The organism is Reichenbachiella versicolor, assembly GCF_003171675.1.
Taxonomy (GTDB): Bacteria; Bacteroidota; Bacteroidia; order Cytophagales; family Cyclobacteriaceae; genus Reichenbachiella; species Reichenbachiella versicolor.
Map to the genome: position 1 here is coordinate 663,304 of NZ_QFZQ01000002.1, position 20,830 is coordinate 684,133.

Consider the following 20,830-nt stretch of genomic DNA (forward strand, 5'->3'; position numbering starts at 1 on the left):
ATATTTATTGTTTTTGTATGATTTAAAAATGCTGCGGCAAGTTAAAGAAAAACTTATCAGAACAAATCAAGACTTCTTCATGAACCTCAATTCATAACAATCTCATAACACACATTCCAACTCGCCTACATACATTTGCACCCCTAATATGACAAAGGAAAGTATAAAAATAGACGAGCTTTTAAAATTCATACTGAGCATTACAATAGCTCTAGTAATATTCCTTTGGGCTTTAGATTTAATGACTGACATTTTTCAATATGTTGGTAATCAAACTATTAACAAACTACTTGAGTTTACATCTAATCCTTTTATAAGCCTTTTTATTGGTTTATTTATTACTGCAGTAATCCAAAGTAGCTCTACAAGTACCTCTTTGATTGTAGCTATGGTAGCATCTGGTAGTCTTCCATTAGAAAACGCGATCCCTATGATTATGGGAGCTAATATTGGTACTACATTGACCAGTACCGTTGTTTCTTTGAGTTATATCACTAATAGATATGAATTTAGAAATGCCCTGACTAGTGGAGTCATGCATGACTTCTTCAACATATTTACTGTAGCAATACTCTTTCCTTTAGAATACTATTACCATGTTTTATCACGGCTTTCTGGATGGGCTGCAACCATATTTGATAATAACAATACTTACGAAGGTGGTCAAGGAACTAAATACGAGTTGTTTGGAACCATTAACGAAAGTCTTATTTCCAGCTTCGAGTATAAATCGATTTTATTTATAATAGCAGCAGGCTGTTTACTTGGGTCAATTAAATTCTTAAGCAAAATCATTTCTAATAAAATGATTTTAGCAACCAAAACTCGTTTTCAAGAAGTCTTTTTCAAAAACTCTTTGAACTCTTTCGGACTAGGAACTATGTTAACTGCAGTTAGTCAATCTAGCTCTATCACAACAACAGTTATAGTACCACTAGCAGCTGTAGGGAAAGTACCTGCAAAAAAAATATTTCCATACATCATTGGAGCTAATGTAGGAACTACAATTACAGCAATCATAGCGGCAATTAACCGTTCTGAAACAGCGATGAGTATCGCACTCGTTCATTTTTTCTTCAATGGAATTGGGGCATGTCTTTGGTTAATACCAATATTTAGAAAGCTCCCTGTACTGTATGCACGTAAATTTTCAGCCATGACTGCTGACTACAAAATAGTAGGTTTCTTTTACATTCTATTTGTTTTCTTTGTGTTTCCTCTAGCACTTATTTTTATTTATAAACTATTAAACTCGTAAATCAAAGCGCTACTTTTCTAACTCTGAACAGTCTATTCAAAACAAATAATAAGCGATAAAATCAGTTTAGAAATTTTACTTTGAATCCTTAAGCTTTACAATCTCGCTTTGTAAGTTTTGAACAATTCCAGTCAATTCCTCAATTGACATATCTGTCTTAGGATTACTTTGATCAGGAAAATTAACACTAATAAAAGCTTTTGATTCCCAAACTTCAATAACATCATTAGCATCAATTTGATATGGCGAATAAGACTTATTGTCTGACACTAAAAACAACTTTCCTGTATCTTCTACATAATTAAATACACGCTTGTACACTATCCCTTCTTCTTTACTAAGGATAACATAAGTCTTACCATTTTTAATATGCACGGGGTTTTCTACATACTCCCCAATGATTATTGTCCCTGGCTCTAGCGGAAGCATTGAATCTCCAGAAATTTCAAAAGCTCTATAGGTAGCATTTTTGGGTAAAAATGGTAATTGGAATTTTGGTAACGTCTCTATATAGGTCGGATCTGTATAACCATTAAGATAACCAGCTGAAGCCTTCTGAGGAATTAACTCAATATTTTCGTTTTCTTCCTTATCTACAGTTATTGCGAGTATTTTAGCTTCATTTTCTCCTATACGATGTAATTCCTCCTCTGGTAAAACCTTAACATCCTTAGTGATCATAGTATCTACACTCACATTAAAAATACTTGACATCTTTATAAGATTGTTCAATCTAGGGTCAGCCCTACCTTCCTCATAAGCTCCCACTAAGGATCGTTTTATTCCTACTGCCTCTGCAAATGTCTCTTGTGTATAGCCGAACTTCTTTCTAAGGAATTTGATATTTTCATTGACTTTAGCAGTATCCATTTATTTAATATTAGTATTACTAACAAATTTAGCACAAAGACTCTATACACTTAAATGAGTCTCCTTGAAATTTCTATAATCAGTATTTAGCTACACTTTAAGAATAACACGAGTCTATGCTTCAAACATTACCATATTGGAAGCTTGAGACTTGACTCCTCCCAATGAAAATAAGTTGATATGATGAAGATTATCTCTAGAATTTACTTTATCCAAACGAGTCACAATTTTTTCAACAACATTAGTAAGTGTCTCTCCCTTATCAGCAAGGATATAGCCATACATCTTTTTCTTTTCTCTCATATGAGCATGAAACTTTACCTGACATTTCCCAGATTTTAATTTTTTAGAACTAATTTTTAAATCATACTCACCTCCGATATTAAACTCCATTATTACTAATTTATTTATCAATTAAACGATGAAGAGAGCTAATACATTATGCTCTACACTTTATTTGACAATAAAATTAGTAATACCAATTTTAATACCGAAATTAAACACTAATTATTTTAGCATTACTAATGATAGTTGCTAAAAAAAGGTTTGCCAATTGACAAACCTTTTGAATTACTTCTTCCTGGAAAATTTTCGACGTCCTCCGCCTCCTGGTTTTCTGGGTTTACGAACATTTTCAGGATCATAAGTAGGTCCCTCACCTAAATCCCCCGGCAGTTTTATTTGAGTAATTGATTTACCTATGAGTTGCTCAATATTTCTAAATTTGAACATATCGTCCTCATTCACGAAGGTAAATGCAACCCCTTCAGTTTCAGCCCTACCAGTACGACCTATTCTATGAACATAGTCTTCTGGGTCATTTGGCACATTGTAATTAATAACCATATCAACCCCTTTAATATCGATACCACGACTCATTACATCAGTAGCTACAAGAATATTGACCTTTTTATTAACGAAGTCCTGAAGTACTACTTCTCTTTTATCTTGTTCAAGCCCTGAATGGATCGGCTCTGCACTAAGGCCCAATTTTTTAAGCTCTCTAGCCACTACATCTACCTCAGATTTTCTTGACAAGAATACAAAGACACTATTTAGCGGTTTAGCTGTTAAAATATGCTTAATTAATTCTAATTTTTGTCCATCGTAAGCCATACAAGCTGCCTGTACAATAGTTTCTGAAGGCTTAGATATAGCAATATTTACCTCCTCTGGATCAGTAAGTACTTCTTGGGCAAGTTTTCTAATTTTAGGAGGCATAGTAGCCGAAAAAAGTAAGTTCTGTCTTTTTTCTGGCAGCACTTTCATGATTTTTTTGAGATCATCATAAAACCCCATATCAAGCATTCGATCTGCTTCATCAAGTATAAAGTGACGAACTTTCGATAAGTCCACATACTCTTGATTGATATGAGCAATTAACCTTCCGGGGGTTGCTATGATTACATTTGCCCCTTTAACAAGTGCTTTCTTTTGGACATCCCAAGACATACCGTCCCCACCACCATATACAGGTAGAGAACTAACATCTACAAAATAACCTAGCCCTTGAATCTGTTGATCGATCTGTATAGCCAGTTCACGCGTAGGAACAACTATTAGAGCATCAATACTTCCATGATTAGTTTGTTCATTGATCTGCTGTAAGGTGGGCAATAGAAATGCCGCGGTCTTACCTGTACCAGTCTGCGCACAACCTATTAGATCTTTATTAGATAAAATAATAGGGATAGCCCGAGCCTGAATTGGAGTAGCTTCTTTAAATCCCATCGCCTCTACTCCGTCTAATACTGGCGCGACAATACCTGCTTCTTTAAAATTCAATACTTTTATATAATGTTGTTGGTTCGTTTAATTGATCAAAGCTAGTTGAAAATAATTGATCTTTGAAGATTACTCCTCTAACAAACAATTGATTAAATAGTTTTTAGATTAGTGAAAATCATTTTCGATCTCCCCAAACACCTCTACTTCTTCAGAACTTAGTGGGTAACTATTATTTTTCAAAGTAACATCAGCCATATTCCTTTCAGGATCAATTTCTATAGTTTTTATGTCTTTTAACTTATTAGGAATAGAAAATGAATAATAGTCATTGACCCAAGGCCAATCTGTAAGTAAAGTCCAATTGTAATCTAGTGGCTTATGTCCAAGAGTCAAACCCGTAGGGATATGATACCATTTAACTTCTCCATTTTTTAGTTCCACCTTAATATCAAGTGGCATTGGCATCTCCCCTTCCTTTTGTAGACGAACTCTGGTTTTCTTATCTTGTTCATATACTGCATAAAGTGCATAATCAATGTGCTTTGTAGTTTTCACCCAGTAATCTAAATACCAATTCAATTCAAGATCACTTTCTTGTTCCAAAACTCTGATAAAATCAACATCATCAGGATGCTTAAACCTCCATTGATCATAATAACTCAACAGTGCTTTCGCGAAAACATCATCTCCTAGTATATACTTAAGTTGATTTAGAAAAACACAACCTTTAGAATATGCACCATAGCTATATGCCTTATTTGTATTAAAAATATCTGCATGGGTAGTCAAAGGCTCTTCCACACCTGACGCGACTAATGTCCTATAATAACCATAAGACCTTTTGTGAGGATTATCTCCTGTTGAGTCATTGAGTACAAACGCCTCCGTAACGTTAGTAGCATAAGTGGTAAACCCTTCATCCATCCAATAAAGATAACTTTCATTTGTTGCTAACATCATTTGATACCAACTATGCATTAGTTCATGAACAGTTACTCCCAGCAAGCTTTTCATCTTTCGATGACCTGTAATTAAAGTTCCCATAGGATACTCCATACCTCCATCTCCCCCTTGAATGACATTGTAAATTGGGTATGGATAGTCTCCAAAATTCTTCTCAATATAAGGCAAGGCCGTCTTGACCATTTTTTGCAACTTTTCCCAATAGTCATTGTAAGCAGTATCCTTTCTATAGAAATAATGAAAGTCCAAATCATCTTTCATTTTAACTATTTCATGTACGTATGCAGTATCCGCTGCCCACATAAAATCATGAACATTTTCTGCTAAAAAGTGGTATGTAAGTCGACTTTTATCTGGCCTAGTATCAGCATAACCCTTACCAATCTCATCAGGATTCTGTAATATCCCTCCTGCTGCTACCGTATAACTACTATCAATAGTGATCTTGACATCAAAGTCTCCCCAAGGGCTATAGAACTCCCTTCCTACATATTGATGTGGATGCCAACCATTCCTGTCATATTCAGCTATTTTAGGATACCATTGTGACATAGAGTAGCGGATACCTTCCTTGTTGTCACGACCTGTTCTACGTATTTGTTTTGGAATTTGGCTTTTGAACTTGATTTCAAAATTAGCTGCGGTACTTGGTAAAATTGCCTTTGGTAATTCAACCTTCATAATAGTTCCACTGATCGAATATTCAACTGACTGATCATTGTAAGTCAAACTTTCTATCCTGTGATAACCAATTTCATGCTCCTCCAACTTAAAAATTCGATCTTTAACTCGTCTATCTGGATCTGCAATAGATCTACTTCTGACATCCATCATACTTCCTGGCTGGAAAGCATTGTAATAGAGATGAAAATAAACCTTATTAAGAGTATCAGGAGAATTATTCGTATAGATCAACTGAAGGTTTCCCTTCATTTGATTTAGCTGTTCATCTACATCGACCTGGATTTTATAGTCCACCTGTTGCTGCCAATGACTAGCAAATAAAACAAATGAAAATAGGTGGAATAATGCTGTAAAAGAAAGTGCCTTCATGTATAAATTTGATATGAAGGCCGCAAATTAATGCCGATTAGTTCAAGAAACCTCATAGGTTGAAAAAACCTGTAAGGTTCCTGATTTTATGCAGCTTTTTTATTCGACTTTTTCAGTGCTTTAGCCTCTTCCTTAGCTTTTTTTGCAGCCATTTTCGCTTCTAATTTTGCTTTTTTAGCATCAAGCTTTGCTTTAATGGCTGCTTGTTTAGCTTCTTCTTTAGCTTTTCGTTCTGCTTCTTTCTTAGCTCTCTTTTCTGCTAGAACAGCTTGTCTCTTCTTTTCTTCTTCAACTTCCTTTTGAAGTTTCAATGTCTCATAGATTCCCTTTTGGTTCTCCTTTGAGATTCGTGCTATGTACTCCTTTGGCTCTGATTCAAATAATCCTTTTAAGAAGCCCCCTAGTGATTTGAACATAAATAATTAAGATACAGTGATTCTATAAAATGTTGGCAGCAAGTTTAATGGGGGACTACTTGAATAAAAAATCTTGTAGATGAAAATAATTTATTTCAGATAGATAAAGACTCATTCTTTCAGCAGAAAACATCTATGTCATACTGAATATTTGACATTATAAAAGAGACAAATACAAACGAATCCATAATCATTTAAGTCTGAATTATACTCTCAAAGACATTCAATTCTATTTGACTCAATAGGTAATTCCCCTAAAAACTTAAACATCAAACGATTTTAATAAAGAATTATTTTGCAATCCAAAAAATTGATCGGTTAAAAACGTTTACTCATCGAAAAATAAGCAAACTCTATCTGATTGATTACTTGACACACCCTAAACCTGTCTTCTGACAAATACTGAATAGTTAAAAATTAAGAGATTATCATAAATCTGTAAATCAGTATAGTCTCTCTATTATGACAATTCTGGCAGGGATATTTTTGTATCATGTTAAATTTTAAAAAATGCCAGAACATACCGTTTAGTCTAAAAAAATATCAACTATTCAAATCATTAAGTATCACTTCCAATCTTCCCTTCTAACTTTTATTTTTTAGTGTGCTTAGGCTTTAGTAAGCATCGCAAACTTTAAATAAATCGACTTTACCCGTTACCAATAAACCAATAAAAATGAAAAGACTTCTACTTTCTATACTCCTTGTCTGTGCAGGACTTTTTTCACCAAAAGCTCAAACTGTATTCACCTCCGTTGGAGATGGTTCGTTTGTTACAACAGGAACCTCTGTCTGGTCTCCTAGTGCTACAGCCTCTGATTTTACTGATGGCCTTAACACCTTTATTGTATCTGATGGTCAATCTATAATAATAGATGGTGGAAGCACTATTAATGTAGCCTCTATTGAAGTAGGTGCCGGGACTAGTGGTATTTTAACTTTCGGTAATTCTACTACTTCAGCGGAAGTAACAGTATTAAATGATTTCGTTGTTCAAAATGGAGGGACATTTCAAGTAAACACAGATGATGGAAATTCACACGACCTACAGATTAATGGTGATATCGTTAATAATGGAGGAAGCTTCACATTAGAGAGTGGCACTGGATTGGTAAACACTACACTAGGAGGAAGTACCACAGCCGTACTATCTGGTAGCACAATGACATTCAATGATTTGAGTATAAACGGAGGAGGTTCTGCTATCATTCTTTCAACGATAGATGTAAATGGAAACTTTTTGGCTGATGGTAGTGGAACAAAGGTTAACACTACCTCTAATCTCAACTTTGCAGGAGACTTTACTATTTCAAATAGCGCAATATTTACTGCTACTTATAGCACTCTGAGATTTGACGGGCTTACAGCTCAAAACATCACTTTTACTACAGGAGAAGCGACTTTCAACAGCATCACTTTTGACAATAGCAACAAAACGGTCACTGGTAATTTGATAACTGATGGAACATTCGAAATTACAGATGATGCAATATGGACAAATACAGGTAACGATCACCAAATTGCTAACCTTGAGGTTAAAAATAATTCTGGAATATCATTAAATGGCGGTTCTGTTACTTTTCTCGGGGGTGAAATTCGATTTGGTGATGATACAGGCACAGATGGTACGATCACTCTCGGTACAGGAACTAACATAATCATACAAGGAACTGAGTACATTGAACCAGGTGACAATTTGACCATAGACGGAGACATGGAAATCATTGAAACTGGTCAATTTGTGATAGGTGGAAGCGCAGGAGGCGCGGAAGATTCAAACTTAAATGTATCTGCAGGACATACTCTAACTCTTCTGGAAAATGCAGACATCTACTTAAGAGGTTATGATAATTTCCCAACAACGTTTGACACTTATAATTTTGATCAAACAAGTTTAGTAAGATATGATCGAGACTATCTTCAAATCATAAGAGGTGAAAACTATTTAGGCAATACAATTACTTTGGGCCGTCTTTACATAAGTCAATCTGATGCTTCTACTCAAGTAACCAAACAACTCAACAATACAGAAAACCTAATATTAAGTGGTCAATTTGACTTAGTTAATGGCAGTAGATTTTATGCTTCCCATAGTTGTACTATCAATTTTGGAGAAGATTTATATATGGATCCCGGCACAGGAGCTGGTGATCCAGTATTTGATGCACAGGAAGCTGTAGTGACCCTTGACGCAAATTTCAACCAAGTGGTTGATGGACCGCTAAGTGGTTCATACGATGTGGAATCTTGGATCATTACTAACAGCAGTTCCCCTACAGCTATCAAGATTGTTTATATAGATAATAATATTTCTATTGATGGGTCATTTTCGATTACCAACCCTAATGGTTCTCCTTCCAACCTATTGGTAGTTGACATTGATGACTTCCAGATTATTGGCGAGCTATCTAACTCTGACAACTTTACTTTAGGTGCGTATTGTAGAATACAGACTAGTTCAAATGACGCAGATGGATTTGCAGAAGGTTTTGGGGATACAGCTCCAGCAGATGTAATTTCTATCGATCCTGAGAGTATTATCCGATTTGATAGAAATGGGGACCAGGCTATTCCTAACTTCAATGGAGGTACTTTTGGATCCATTGAATTTTCTGGAAGCGGGAATAAATACATCCCATTTGAACAAGTTGGTTTTGACTTTTTTGGTGTTGACCTGAATATAGAAGGAGACGTCTCTAGAATAGGTGGTAGTCCTGTATTTAGATTTGGTTCTATTGGAGACGCTTTCCAGAGAGATGTGAATCATACAGTATCAGGTGACTGGAACATGGATACAAGATACACTGGAGATGATGAAACTAATGGCGGCATAGTTGACGCAATTATTACCTTCGATGGAGCAAATCAAACAATTAGTGCTTCTGATTTCGGAAGTGTTGTGTTTGCAGGCTCAGGTACTAAAACCCTTACTGGCCAACTGCTGATTGACGCAAACCTTACAATCAATGATGGAGTAACTGTCAACGCAGGGTCTGAAGCAATAGATATTTTAGGTAACTGGACAGAAAACGGAACCGGTACTTTCACTCAAACGGGATCTACTACAGATTTTATTGGGGGGACTACCCAGAATATAGTAACTACTTCTAATTCCTACTTTAACTATCTAATCATTGACAATAATTCTTCTGTAGATATTAACTCATCTGTCAATATAAATGGGGACTTAGATATTAGAACGGGGTCGATTGACATTGAAGGTGAAACCTTGATTATTGGTAGAGATTTGTGGGTAAGAAGTGGTACGAGTATCAACTACAGCAATGCGACATCTACAATTATTCGTTTTGATGGAGCTACGGAACAAGACATTCGAAATATAGAAGCTTCTCAAAATTTCCCTACTCTAGAATTTGAAGGAGTGGGTAATAAAGAAATCGTCAACAATATTATGACTATTGAGGGCGATCTTACGATTTCGAACGAATCTACCTTTAACGGGAATGGTTTTCAGATCAACTTTGAAGGTGACAACTGGACGAATAATGGTAACTTCAACCACACAAACAGTGTAAACTTTGTCAATAATGGAGGTACTACCACAGTAAGTACTTCTACCTTTCATGACATAGATATTGGACAGGGAGATGGTACTCTATCAACTACTGTTTTACTAGCAGGCAACATTTCTCTTGATGGTGAAATGAACATTTTCGCAAACTCTACTCTTGATGTATCTGCAAGCAACTATGCCATTACCGTAGAAGAAGACTGGAATAACTACGGATCTTTTGTAGCACAAAATGGAACAGTAACCTTCATTGGTAATGAGTCAGATTTTAGATCCGTATCAAATTCACTAGCGAATTCGGGGAGCCAAGCAGACAAGGCCTTCTTCAACTTAGTAATAGGCCAAAATACCGATGCTCGCTTTGATATTGAGGATGATGGTTTAGGCTTTGCTTTGAACGATCAATTTGATATCCTAAATGATTTAACCATTACTTCTGGATATTTTAGATATAGAATCACTCCATCTGTAGGTACTGTAAATATTGGCGGTAGCTTGATCAATAGTGGTAACGGTCTTGAATTTAGAAATGATCAAGACAGAATCGTAATGAATGGTAGCTCTGGAACACATGAAATCAATTTAGGTGGAGATCAAGTTCGTAATTTCCAAATCAACGCTAGTGGGGCAACTTATCAATTAACTGGGGATTTCAATACTCGAGATGACTCTGACAATTCATTTGATATGATTGACGGTACACTCGATCTAAACGGAAATATCTTAACTATTAATCGTGGTGGTGTAGATATGACAGGTGGTACCTTAATTATCGATGAAGGTGCATCAATGCTAATAAATGATATAGGGGCCGATCCTAATTTTGATAAATCAGGTGGTACGCTTCAAATTATAGGTATAGATGGTACTCCAGCTACACTTAGTGCCGTAGACGCTGGCGGCTTTAATTTCACCCAATCAGGAGGAGATATTCAAGCACAATATTATACCATAGCAAATACAACAACTGATGGTCTTAGAATAGAAGGAGGTACAATAGATGGAACTTCAACTGGCAACGATTTTAGCAATGGTACTTTTACCTCAGGAGCTGGAACTGCATACCTTACACTAGCCAATATTCCAATTGGTACTATTTCAGCTAATAACGTAATATTCAATGCGGGCCCATCAAACAATGTAGCTGTAGATTTAGCAAACCAACCTGTAAGTGGAAGCATCGAATTTATAATTTCAGGAGGTAGTCTTGCGGGAGCTCAAGATGAATTGGATAATCCTGACGGAGGAGCTACTACAGGATTTATTAGATGGGACGAAGACCCTGGGTTTACATGGGTTGGTGGTACTAGTTCAGCATGGAATGTAGCTGCAAACTGGATAGACACTAGTGGAGATGCTGATGGTATTCCTGACTCCGATGATATCATTTACATAGAAGCAGGAGCTCCAAATGACCCTATCATAGGAGCTGGTGAAAACTATTCTGTAGCAAGAATTACTATCCGAAACAGCGGTAATCTTAGTCTAACAGGAGATGGATCTCTTTCCGTAGATGGAAACTTCACCATATTCTCGGGAAGTACATTAGACATGTCTTCAAGTAGTACTTCTACCCTATTTATAGCCGGCTCATGGTCAAATGCTGGTACCTTCAATGAAGGTACTGCCACTGTAACATTTAATGGCACTACAGGCACACACCCTATTACTACTCTTGGAAATGGTGACCCGTTCTATAATATTGTGATAGATGGAAGCGGAGCTACTTATACTTTAGGGTCAGTATTGACTATTACTAACTCATATTCTCTTACCAACGGAACATTCGATGCGTCTAGTGGTTTTGATATTTTCATTAATAACAATTGGTCTGTCAATGGAGGCTCATTTGAACCTGGACAAGGTCGTGTAAGATTCAATGGAACCTCTGGAACTCAAAGTATATCTGGAGGTACTATGTGGGATATTCTATTTGAAGGTGCTGCTATCAAGAGCATCGACGGAAATATTTCTGCTGAGGATGATATCGTATTTGCAAGTGGAACTGGTAATGTAGAAGGAAATGACAGAACGATATTTATTGGTGGTGATTGGGATATGCAGCAAGCCGACGCATTTGTTTCTGAAACAAGTACTGTGATTTTGAATGGCGCTAATCAAGACCTTGAAGACTCTGGATTTGACCTTAGTTTTCATAACATGATTTTCCAAAACACGGGTACAAAGGAGTTTTATAGAAATGCTACTGTATCTGGAGACTTCTCTATCATCTCTGAAAACAACTTTGTTGACTTAAGAGTAGGAACAGTTGTTTCAATCACTGGAACGCTTTCACAAACAGGCGGTGAACTAAGAATATTTGACAGTAACTTCCCTACCGCAGGCAGCTATAGCCTGACAGGAGGTGAAGTAGAATTTAGAAATGATGGTACCCAATCACTTCCTGCCAATATTACTTTCAACGACGTAGAGATAAGAGATAACGGAGGTGGAGCTACTACAGCTAACTTAACAGGAAATATTACAGTTGTTGATGATCTTAATCTAGATGATGGGGATGTTACTTTAAACGTTAACGGACATACAATTACACTTGGAGACAACTTGTTTGTGGGAAGTGATGAAGTACTCAGCTGGGGCAGTGGTACACTTATTCATACAGGAGCTTCTTGGTATATGGATACCCAATTTAACACTACTACAAGAGGATTTGAAAACTTGATCTTGCAAGGGACTGGTGTTAAAAGACCTAACTCAGACATATTTGTAGGCGGTAACCTCACCATATCAGATGGAATTGAGTTTGAACAATTTACAAGAGCTGTTAGTAATGATGGTGACGGGGTATTTACCATGGAACAAAACACCATTCTTGATAACAGAGTTGTAGGACTTTCTGTTCCTTCAGGCTTTGCTTCTTATTCAATAGACCCTACTAGTACCGTTCAATTGAATGCTGCTGGAAATCAAACCTTATTTACCCAGTCAGGAACAATTCAATATGGTGAAATATACATGAATAGCACAGGTACTGTCACATTAGATGGCAACCTCATTGTTCAAGGAGATTTTGATATGACGAGTAATCCTACACTTGCTGATGCAGGATTTAACATTACCCTAAATGGTGATTATATAGATATTCAAGATTATACTCCGTCGGCAAGTACTACAGTGACTTTTGCTAGAAGTGGAGACCAAATAATTACAGACAATGATGGAAATGGTCTGAATTTAGACCTTGAAAATGTTGTCTTCGGAGGAAGCGGAACTAAGAACATATTTCCAAATGCTACATCAGAATACACAAATATTGATGGGACAGTTACTATCAATAGTGGTGTAACGGTAACAACCTCAAGAGGAGTTGACTTCAGTGGTTCATCTTGGACAAATAATGGTGAGTTCTATTCTACAGTTGGTTCTAGACCTTTTGAATTTACAGGTACTAATTCCACTATGGATCCTGGAACGCATGAAATTGAAGGGTTAATTGTTTCAAATTCTGGAGGAACACTTACTATACAAAACAATGGACTTAATCTCGGAACTGGAGTTTTCCAAATAGATGCTGGTGCAGCTTTAGATTTTACTGGTCTAACTCATACTCTTGAGACTATAAACTTCACTATTGACCCAGCTGCAAGTTGGATATTGACAGGAGCTACTATCGATTTTGACCGAAACAGTGCGCAAAATATTCCAGTCATAGATGAGGCCAATGCTAATATCACAGGGATTCCATCCATAATAACCTCCACTGTAGGTACAAAAACGTTGACAGGAAATATCGTAGTCGACAATGTAACCATAGGAGCGAATACTGCATTTGATGTAAGCTCAACTTATAATTATCAAATCACAGTAAATGGTAATTGGGATAATCAAGGAGGTAGTTTTCTTGAAAGAGAAGGTACTGTTATTTTTAACTCAGACAATACTGTTGCGAAAACAATTAATCCAAACGGTAGAGACTTTGCACAGCTGATATTTCAAGGAACAGCCGTCCGTACATATTCTCTTACTTCAGACATGAGAGTGGATGGTAATGTGGCTGGAGATGGACTAACTCTTGCGTCAGCCACATTGGATTTGTCTGGTCAAGCTTTAACACTTGGAGATAATGATACTGATGATCCTCCTGCAGAGGTCAATGTGATAGGCAATAACGGAACTCTTGAAATAGGTCCTGGAGGTACTCTTCAGTTTAGTACTTATGACGACAATGGAGATGCATTGGCTGCTCCGGAAACAGGGGGAATCTTAGTTGTTCAAAGTGGAGGAACATTGAATGTTGTAGGTAGTGCTGCCGACTTAGCAACCATAACAAGATTTAATGGAGGAAATCAAATAGACATAAATATTGAAGCTGGTGGAGAAATAGGAGCTCAATATTACAGCATAGAATATTTAACGGATGAAGGATTAGAAGTTGAGGATGATGCAATAATCAATGCAACTAACAACTTTAGTAATGGTTCATTCTCTAATATCGACACAGATGCGGGTCCCAATACTTATTTGAGTCTTGAATCTGATGCTGCGATGACCATTGACAATGTAACTTTCAATTTCAGCGGAACCCCTACTGTTGCTAATCATTTCAATGTGTCTCGTACGAATACAGGAGGAAATGGTATAATCACTTTCACAAACACTTCTGGAGCACTTGGTCGAGTTGGAGCTACTTATGAAAATGATCCTGGAGGAGATAGACTAGAATGGGACATCCCAAATGATACGCAGTGGCTTGGAACGACAAGTACTGAATGGAGTAATGCAAGTAATTGGGACAATGGAGTTCCATCAATTTCAACCAATGATAGATCAGCTATTATTGCGCTTGGTGCTCCGTTCAACCCTACTATTAATTCCGTCACAGGAACCGTTAATATCAGAGAGTTAATCATAGAAGACGGTATTTTGAAGCTAATTTCTGGTGGTACATTAGACGTAGACGGAGATTTTAGTTTGGGAGATGGTTCTGGTGGAGCATTTATCATGGACAACACCTCTACCATGAATATACAAGGTTCATGGAACACGACAGCCAATGCTATTTTCGACAATGGAGAAAGTACTGTGACTTTTGATGCAAGCTCTGGAAGTACTGTAACAATTTTCCCTGGAGATCAAAGTTTCCACAATTTGACCTTTACAAATTCAACAAGTGCAGGAGAGTTCAATATATTCTCTTCTGATTTAGACATTAATGGAAACCTTACGATCGCTAATTCAGCAAATGTTATCCCTGCTACTAGCAACTACGACTATACTGTTGCGGGGAACATCACAAGCACTGGTGGTAATTTTGATACAGATGTCAATGGAGAGATAATTCTTGACGGAGCCGATCAAACAATTACAGACGCAATATTTGATCAACTTACAGCTTCTGGTACTGGTACTAAAACAGCTGCAGGAACTTTAGTCACTATCAATGATATATTCGAAGTTGAATCTGGAGTAACATGGACTGGAGAAACTACATTAGAATTCAACAATGATGTAGAAATATATGGAACCTTCAATGGTGTCACAGGTCAAATCTACAATTTCAACGGAACAGATTGGATAGCAGTACCTAATAGCTATACTGGTGAGGGAACAGTTAATTTCACCTATATCGGTGGTACTCAGTACATCAGACAAGTAACTGATGGTAGCAGCAATGCTGTGGAATTCCACAACTTGACATTAGCTGGTACAGCACAAATTCAATTGGGTAGACTTATAGGAGGTAAACAATATGATGGCAATATCGATATAACAGGAGACCTGACTGTAAACAATTCTATTAATCGACTGGATGTCAACGGTTATTTGATTGACAATACATCTGGAACTGGTACAATGACTCTAGCAAGTGGTGAGTACATCCAGGTAGAAGGCTCTGATAACTTCCCATCTAATTTTGCGAATTATGACTTAGCTGATGACAGTTTTACGCTATACTATGGTACAGTAGACCAATCAATAAGAGGAGGAATAGAATATGGTCATTTGTACTTATTCAATCCTAGTCTCAAGACTCTTGGTGGCAATATAGACATTGATGGAAACCTTTATTTCCAAAACTCCACTCTTGATGTATCTACCAATAATTACTCAATAAATATTGCCAATAGATGGGACACTAATAATGGCAACGATGATGGGTCATTTATTTCAAGAAGTGGTACTGTAATATTTGACGGAGATGCTAATCAAGTAATAGACCTTGGAGAAACAGGAACTCAAGCGTTCAATGATGTTCAAGTCAATAAAGGAAGTAGTTCGATACTAGATGTTGGCAACAGTAACATTAGTATCACTGGTAATCTAAATGTATTCAATGGTACCTTCGACATCAATGGACTTACTGCGACTATCGGAGGAAATATTGGTGCTTCTGGAACAGGTCAATACCAAGGTACTGGAACATATTACTTAAATGCATCAACTGGTACTCCAACTATTGGCACCAACGGATCAACTATTCAAGGTAGTTTAGAAATCAATGCTCCTGGAAGGACATATGAACTTGTAGATAACATTACGCTACTAAACAATTTCACCCTTACCTCAGGTACACTTGATATCAATGGTCAAACCATGAGTGTAGGAAACGCCGAAGACGTAGTTAACATTTTTGGAACTCTAAATGTAAGTACCACTGCTAAACCGGGTGGAACGCTTGCGCTTGGTAACGACGTTCAACTAGTAGTACAACCAGGAGGAACCATAAATATAGTCGGTACTGCATCTCAACCTGCTACCGTGACTAGTACAGGAATAAATGACTATTTATTCTCAGTTACTGGAACAAGCTCTAACAAAGGAAATATTGCTGCAAGATTTTATTTGATAGAGTATGTAGGAGTTGATGGAATTTATATCAATGACAATACGAATATCGACGTCACTAATAACTTCAGTGATGGAACATTCCAGAATGGTTTTGCTGGAGGTAAATATTTAAGGATCGAAAACGATCAAGACCTCACAGGGTCAAATAGAATAGAAAACATTGTATTTGATGATGACCCTGGAGCAGGAGCTTCTAATATTTATAAAGCAACTGCCTCAACTGGTGATATTGAAGTATTCAATTATACTGGAATCTTCTCGGGAGATGATTATGATGTAGACCCAAATGATTTGATCACTTGGCTCGACCCTCCTACCGTAACTTGGACAGGAGCAGTCAATAGTGATTGGTTTACAGCAGGCAACTGGGATTCAGGTAGTGTACCATTAGCAACTCAGAGCGTTATCATCCCACAAGTTCTAAACGAACCAGTTATTACTGATAATGCCAGCATAGCAGTAGCTGACAACCTTACTCTTGAAGTCAATGCTAGATTAATCTTGAACACAACAGATAATGACGTTGACTTACAAATTGGAGGAGATTTAAATTTTGAACCTAGTGCTAGACTGGAAAGTGCTGGATCAAATGATGATATAGAAATCGGAGGAAGTTGGACAAGAGTGTCGACTGCACTTTTTACAGCAGGAACAAGTCATATAACCTTCAACTCTGTAGATGGACTAGAAACCTTAGATGCTTCTGATAGTTTTTATGATTTAACGCTGAATCTAACAGGGACTATCAATCTATTGTCTGATTTAGGTGTTACCAATGACTTTAACTTGACTGCTGGAACATTAGGTTTTGGTGGTTTTGATATGACTGTAGGGAATGATTTCGTAAATGCTGGTACTATCAATGTAGGAAGCAATTTGCTTTCCCTAATTCCAAACAATACCAGTTCTCCGAAAACATTCAACCCAGGAACTAGTGAATACTATAATTTGGTCATTGGTCAATTAGCTGGAAACGATGTCACTTATGATCTTAACAATGACCTAATTGTTAATCACGATTTTAATCTGGTAGTTGGCACATTGAATCCCATCAATCAAAATATCACATTTGGTGATTCTGATGGGTTCCAAGATGACATCAATATAGGTGGTACAATTCTAGTTGGACCAAATGAAACAATGTCACTAGGAGACGATGCTTACTTACTGGTTCAAAACGGTGGAGACTTAAGATTCATAGGCTCATCAAGTAATGCATCTGTTATGACTAGACGTTCTTCAGGAACCTACGACTTTACTGTACAATCAGGAGGAACATTCGAGGCATCCAACTTCTTGTTTGAATACATGGAGGATGAAGGCATCTGGTTACAATCTGGAGCTACTCTAGTAGGATTGGACAATGGAACATTTGGAAATGGTAGTAGTACCCAATATTTGAGACTAAGCAATGCTTTTGCTTCTGACATTACGGCAACTAACATCACATTCAACAATGGTCCTGCTAGCAATGTGAGAAGAAACGAAGCAGCTGGAAACAACATCATCTTTGAAGATGCAAGTGGTGTTCTATCGGGTCCTACCTATGAAATTGACGATAATGATCCGACTACAGGTGAAGTGCAATGGAGCTATACAAATCCACTAAGAATATGGACTGGAGCGGTTAGTACTCGATGGGATGACAATGATAACTGGGAAGATGAATTTGGAGTAAGTCCAGCTACTTTCCCAGTAGCTACCAATACTGTTCAAATTCCAGATGTAAGTGCAGGATCTAATAGATATCCAGTAATAGATGCTACATCAGGAGACGAAGCTGCAGCGAGTATTACTATTTTCACCAATGCGCAATTGACAGTGGATGATGGACAAGCCCTGACTGTATCGGAAGAGTTGACGAATGAAGGTACATTTATTATTCCTGGTACCACTACGCCAAATATCTCTGTAGGTGATAGCTGGACCAACAATGGTACTTTAATACCTGGTAATTCTACTATAACACTTAACTCAGATGCTGACATTACCGTATCTGGAGGGCTAAGTTTCTGGAATCTAATCATTAATGGATCTTCTCCATCAATTGAATTCACTACCAATTCGCTTATTGATGTCAACAATGACTTGACGGTCACTCAAGGAATACTCCGAGTGACAGATGCAGGCCACACCATTAATATTGGAAACAATCTATCGGTAGACGGTCCAAATGGTCAATTCATTGATCAACTTTCTACAGTTACATTCGATGGCAACAATCAAAATATTGGAAGTGCAGCTCTTAGTAGTACACTACTTTTCAATAATGTGATTCTTGCTGGAACAGGTACTAAAACGTTAGAAGACGGAATCGACTTGGAAGGAAACCTTACGGTGAATACCGGTGTAACTCTAGATATGCAAGATGAATCATTGTCTTTTGCAGGAAATAGCTTCGATATAGATGGTAGTTTAGAGACTTCTACAGGAGCTAACTCTATTACATTCGACGGGACGGTCGTTCAAGTAATTACCGGTAGTTCAGGCGCTGTTCAATTTGAGAATCTAGTAGTCAATAATACGGCAATAGGTAACAATGATATTCAATGGAATATTGGTATCTCAGTTAATCAAAACTTGAACTTCATCAATGGTGTAGCTCAATCAACAGGATCTAATCCCCTTACTTTCAATGATGGGTCTACCGTATCTTATGATGGAGTGCAAGACGTACTTACATCTTATATTGACTCAGACGACAATAGTTATGCCGTTGGTCCCGTTCGAAAAATTGGTGATGGTAATTTCATCTTCCCTACTGGGGAAGGCTCAAGATTTGCTAGAATAGCAATTTCTAACATTGATAAAGGTAGTAACACTGACGTCTATGAAGCAGAGTATTTCTTTAGTGATAATGCCGATAGAACTCAACCGTGGGATCCGAATATCGCGATTTTGAGTAGCTTGGAATACTGGGATCTAGAGAATGTTAACGGTCATAGTGGAGAACCATTTGTTTCATTGTACTGGTCAGCTGCAAGTAATGTAATAGAACCAACTGAGTTGTTAGTAGCACATTATAATGGTACATCATGGGATGATGAAGGAAATAGTGTTAATCAAAACAATGTTCCTGAAGACGAAGGCTTTGTCACTTCAAATAATAGACTAAGTTCATTCTCTCCTTTTACGTTGGCTTCCGTTAGTGCAGCAGGATTCCCACTTCCAGTGGATCTAGTTTACTTCAAAGCAGAATCGTTGCAAAATGAAATACTCGTTTCTTGGGCTACAGCCTCAGAAGTTGACAATAGTCACTTTGAAGTATTGAGATCAACAGATGGAGTTACTTTTGAAAAAATAGGAACTGTAGAGGGTAATGGAACTACCAATACTACTTCTGAATACAGCTTCACAGACTATAGTCCGAGGTCAGGAAGAAGCTATTACAAGCTAATCCAATATGATTTAGACGGTGATTTTGAAGCGTTTGATCCAATAGCTATTAATAGACAACTAGATGAGGATTTTTTAACAATTCAACTTATACCTAACCCAACGACGAGTTCTAATATCAATGTAAATGTTTCAAGTATTGATAAAGAATCTCCAGTATCAATCAGCTTGATCAACATGCAAGGACACACAGTCTTCCAAGAGTCTTATGACCTATTGGAAAATCGTGAAACAATAAACATCCGAACTAATTATCAATTACCATTTGGTGTTTATCAAGTAAAAGTCCTACAAGCTGGACAAACTAAATATCTGAAATTAATTGTTCGATAATAAGAAGTACTATTTCAACAAAGGCGGCTTAGAATATAATTCTAGGCCGTCTTGTTTAAAGTTTGATTGACAACTAATGTTTTTGTAAAATCCAGCAAATAGGTCTCAATAGACTGCACAGTTATCTTGACACTCTGCATGCTATGCCTAAAGGACTGCACAGATATCTCTATTCTCTGCACAGAATACTTAAAGGTCTGCACAGGCATCTTGACACTCTGCATGCTATACCTAAAGGACTGCACAGATACCTTGACTCACTGCACAAAATGCCTAAAGGTCTGCACAGGTATCTTGACTCACTGCACACAATACCGAAAGATCTGCACAGGCATCTTGACTCACTGCACACAATGCCTAAAGATCTGTGAAGTATCCTAAAAAAAGTTGACAGGTTTTACACTAATACTGATATGAGTTTACAATCTTACTCGTTAGTCCTAATTGTACATTACAAAGATGTACATAATC

Annotated in this window: 7 protein-coding genes; 2 read left to right on the plus strand and 5 right to left on the minus strand. The window is 37.2% G+C overall.

The window, feature by feature from the left end:
* The first annotated feature begins 148 nt into the window (after nt 1-148).
* Entirely contained in the window at nt 149-1,258 is a 1,110-nt protein-coding gene (locus DKG80_RS07565; RefSeq protein ID WP_109830707.1) for a Na/Pi symporter, read from the plus strand.
* A gap of 75 nt (nt 1,259-1,333) precedes the next feature.
* On the opposite strand, the gene DKG80_RS07570 is transcribed toward DKG80_RS07565, so the two are convergent.
* From DKG80_RS07570 to DKG80_RS07590, 5 genes are all read right to left on the minus strand, one after another.
* Nucleotides 1,334-2,128, minus strand: a complete 795-nt coding sequence (locus tag DKG80_RS07570; protein ID WP_109830708.1) for an XRE family transcriptional regulator — start codon at nt 2,126-2,128, stop codon at nt 1,334-1,336.
* A gap of 114 nt (nt 2,129-2,242) precedes the next feature.
* The gene (locus DKG80_RS07575) at nt 2,243-2,521 is read right to left on the minus strand and encodes a hypothetical protein (RefSeq protein ID WP_109830709.1); all 279 of its coding nucleotides are present in this window, start codon (nt 2,519-2,521) and stop codon (nt 2,243-2,245) included.
* Nucleotides 2,522-2,698: 177 nt separating this feature from the next.
* Nucleotides 2,699-3,913, minus strand: a complete 1,215-nt coding sequence (locus tag DKG80_RS07580; RefSeq protein WP_245906973.1) for a DEAD/DEAH box helicase — start codon at nt 3,911-3,913, stop codon at nt 2,699-2,701.
* Between the two features lie 108 nt (nt 3,914-4,021).
* A complete protein-coding gene (locus DKG80_RS07585) occupies nt 4,022-5,872 on the minus strand; it encodes a M1 family metallopeptidase (RefSeq protein WP_109830710.1) in 1,851 nt (616 codons plus the stop codon).
* An 86-nt stretch (nt 5,873-5,958) separates the two neighbouring features.
* Nucleotides 5,959-6,288, minus strand: coding sequence for a hypothetical protein (locus DKG80_RS07590; protein WP_109830711.1), 330 nt, complete (start codon nt 6,286-6,288; stop codon nt 5,959-5,961).
* A 676-nt stretch (nt 6,289-6,964) separates the two neighbouring features.
* Here DKG80_RS07590 and DKG80_RS07595 point away from each other — a divergent pair.
* On the plus strand, nt 6,965-20,359 hold the full coding sequence (locus tag DKG80_RS07595) for a T9SS type A sorting domain-containing protein (protein ID WP_109830712.1): 13,395 nt from the start codon (nt 6,965-6,967) through the stop codon (nt 20,357-20,359).
* Nucleotides 20,360-20,830: the final 471 nt, after the last annotated feature.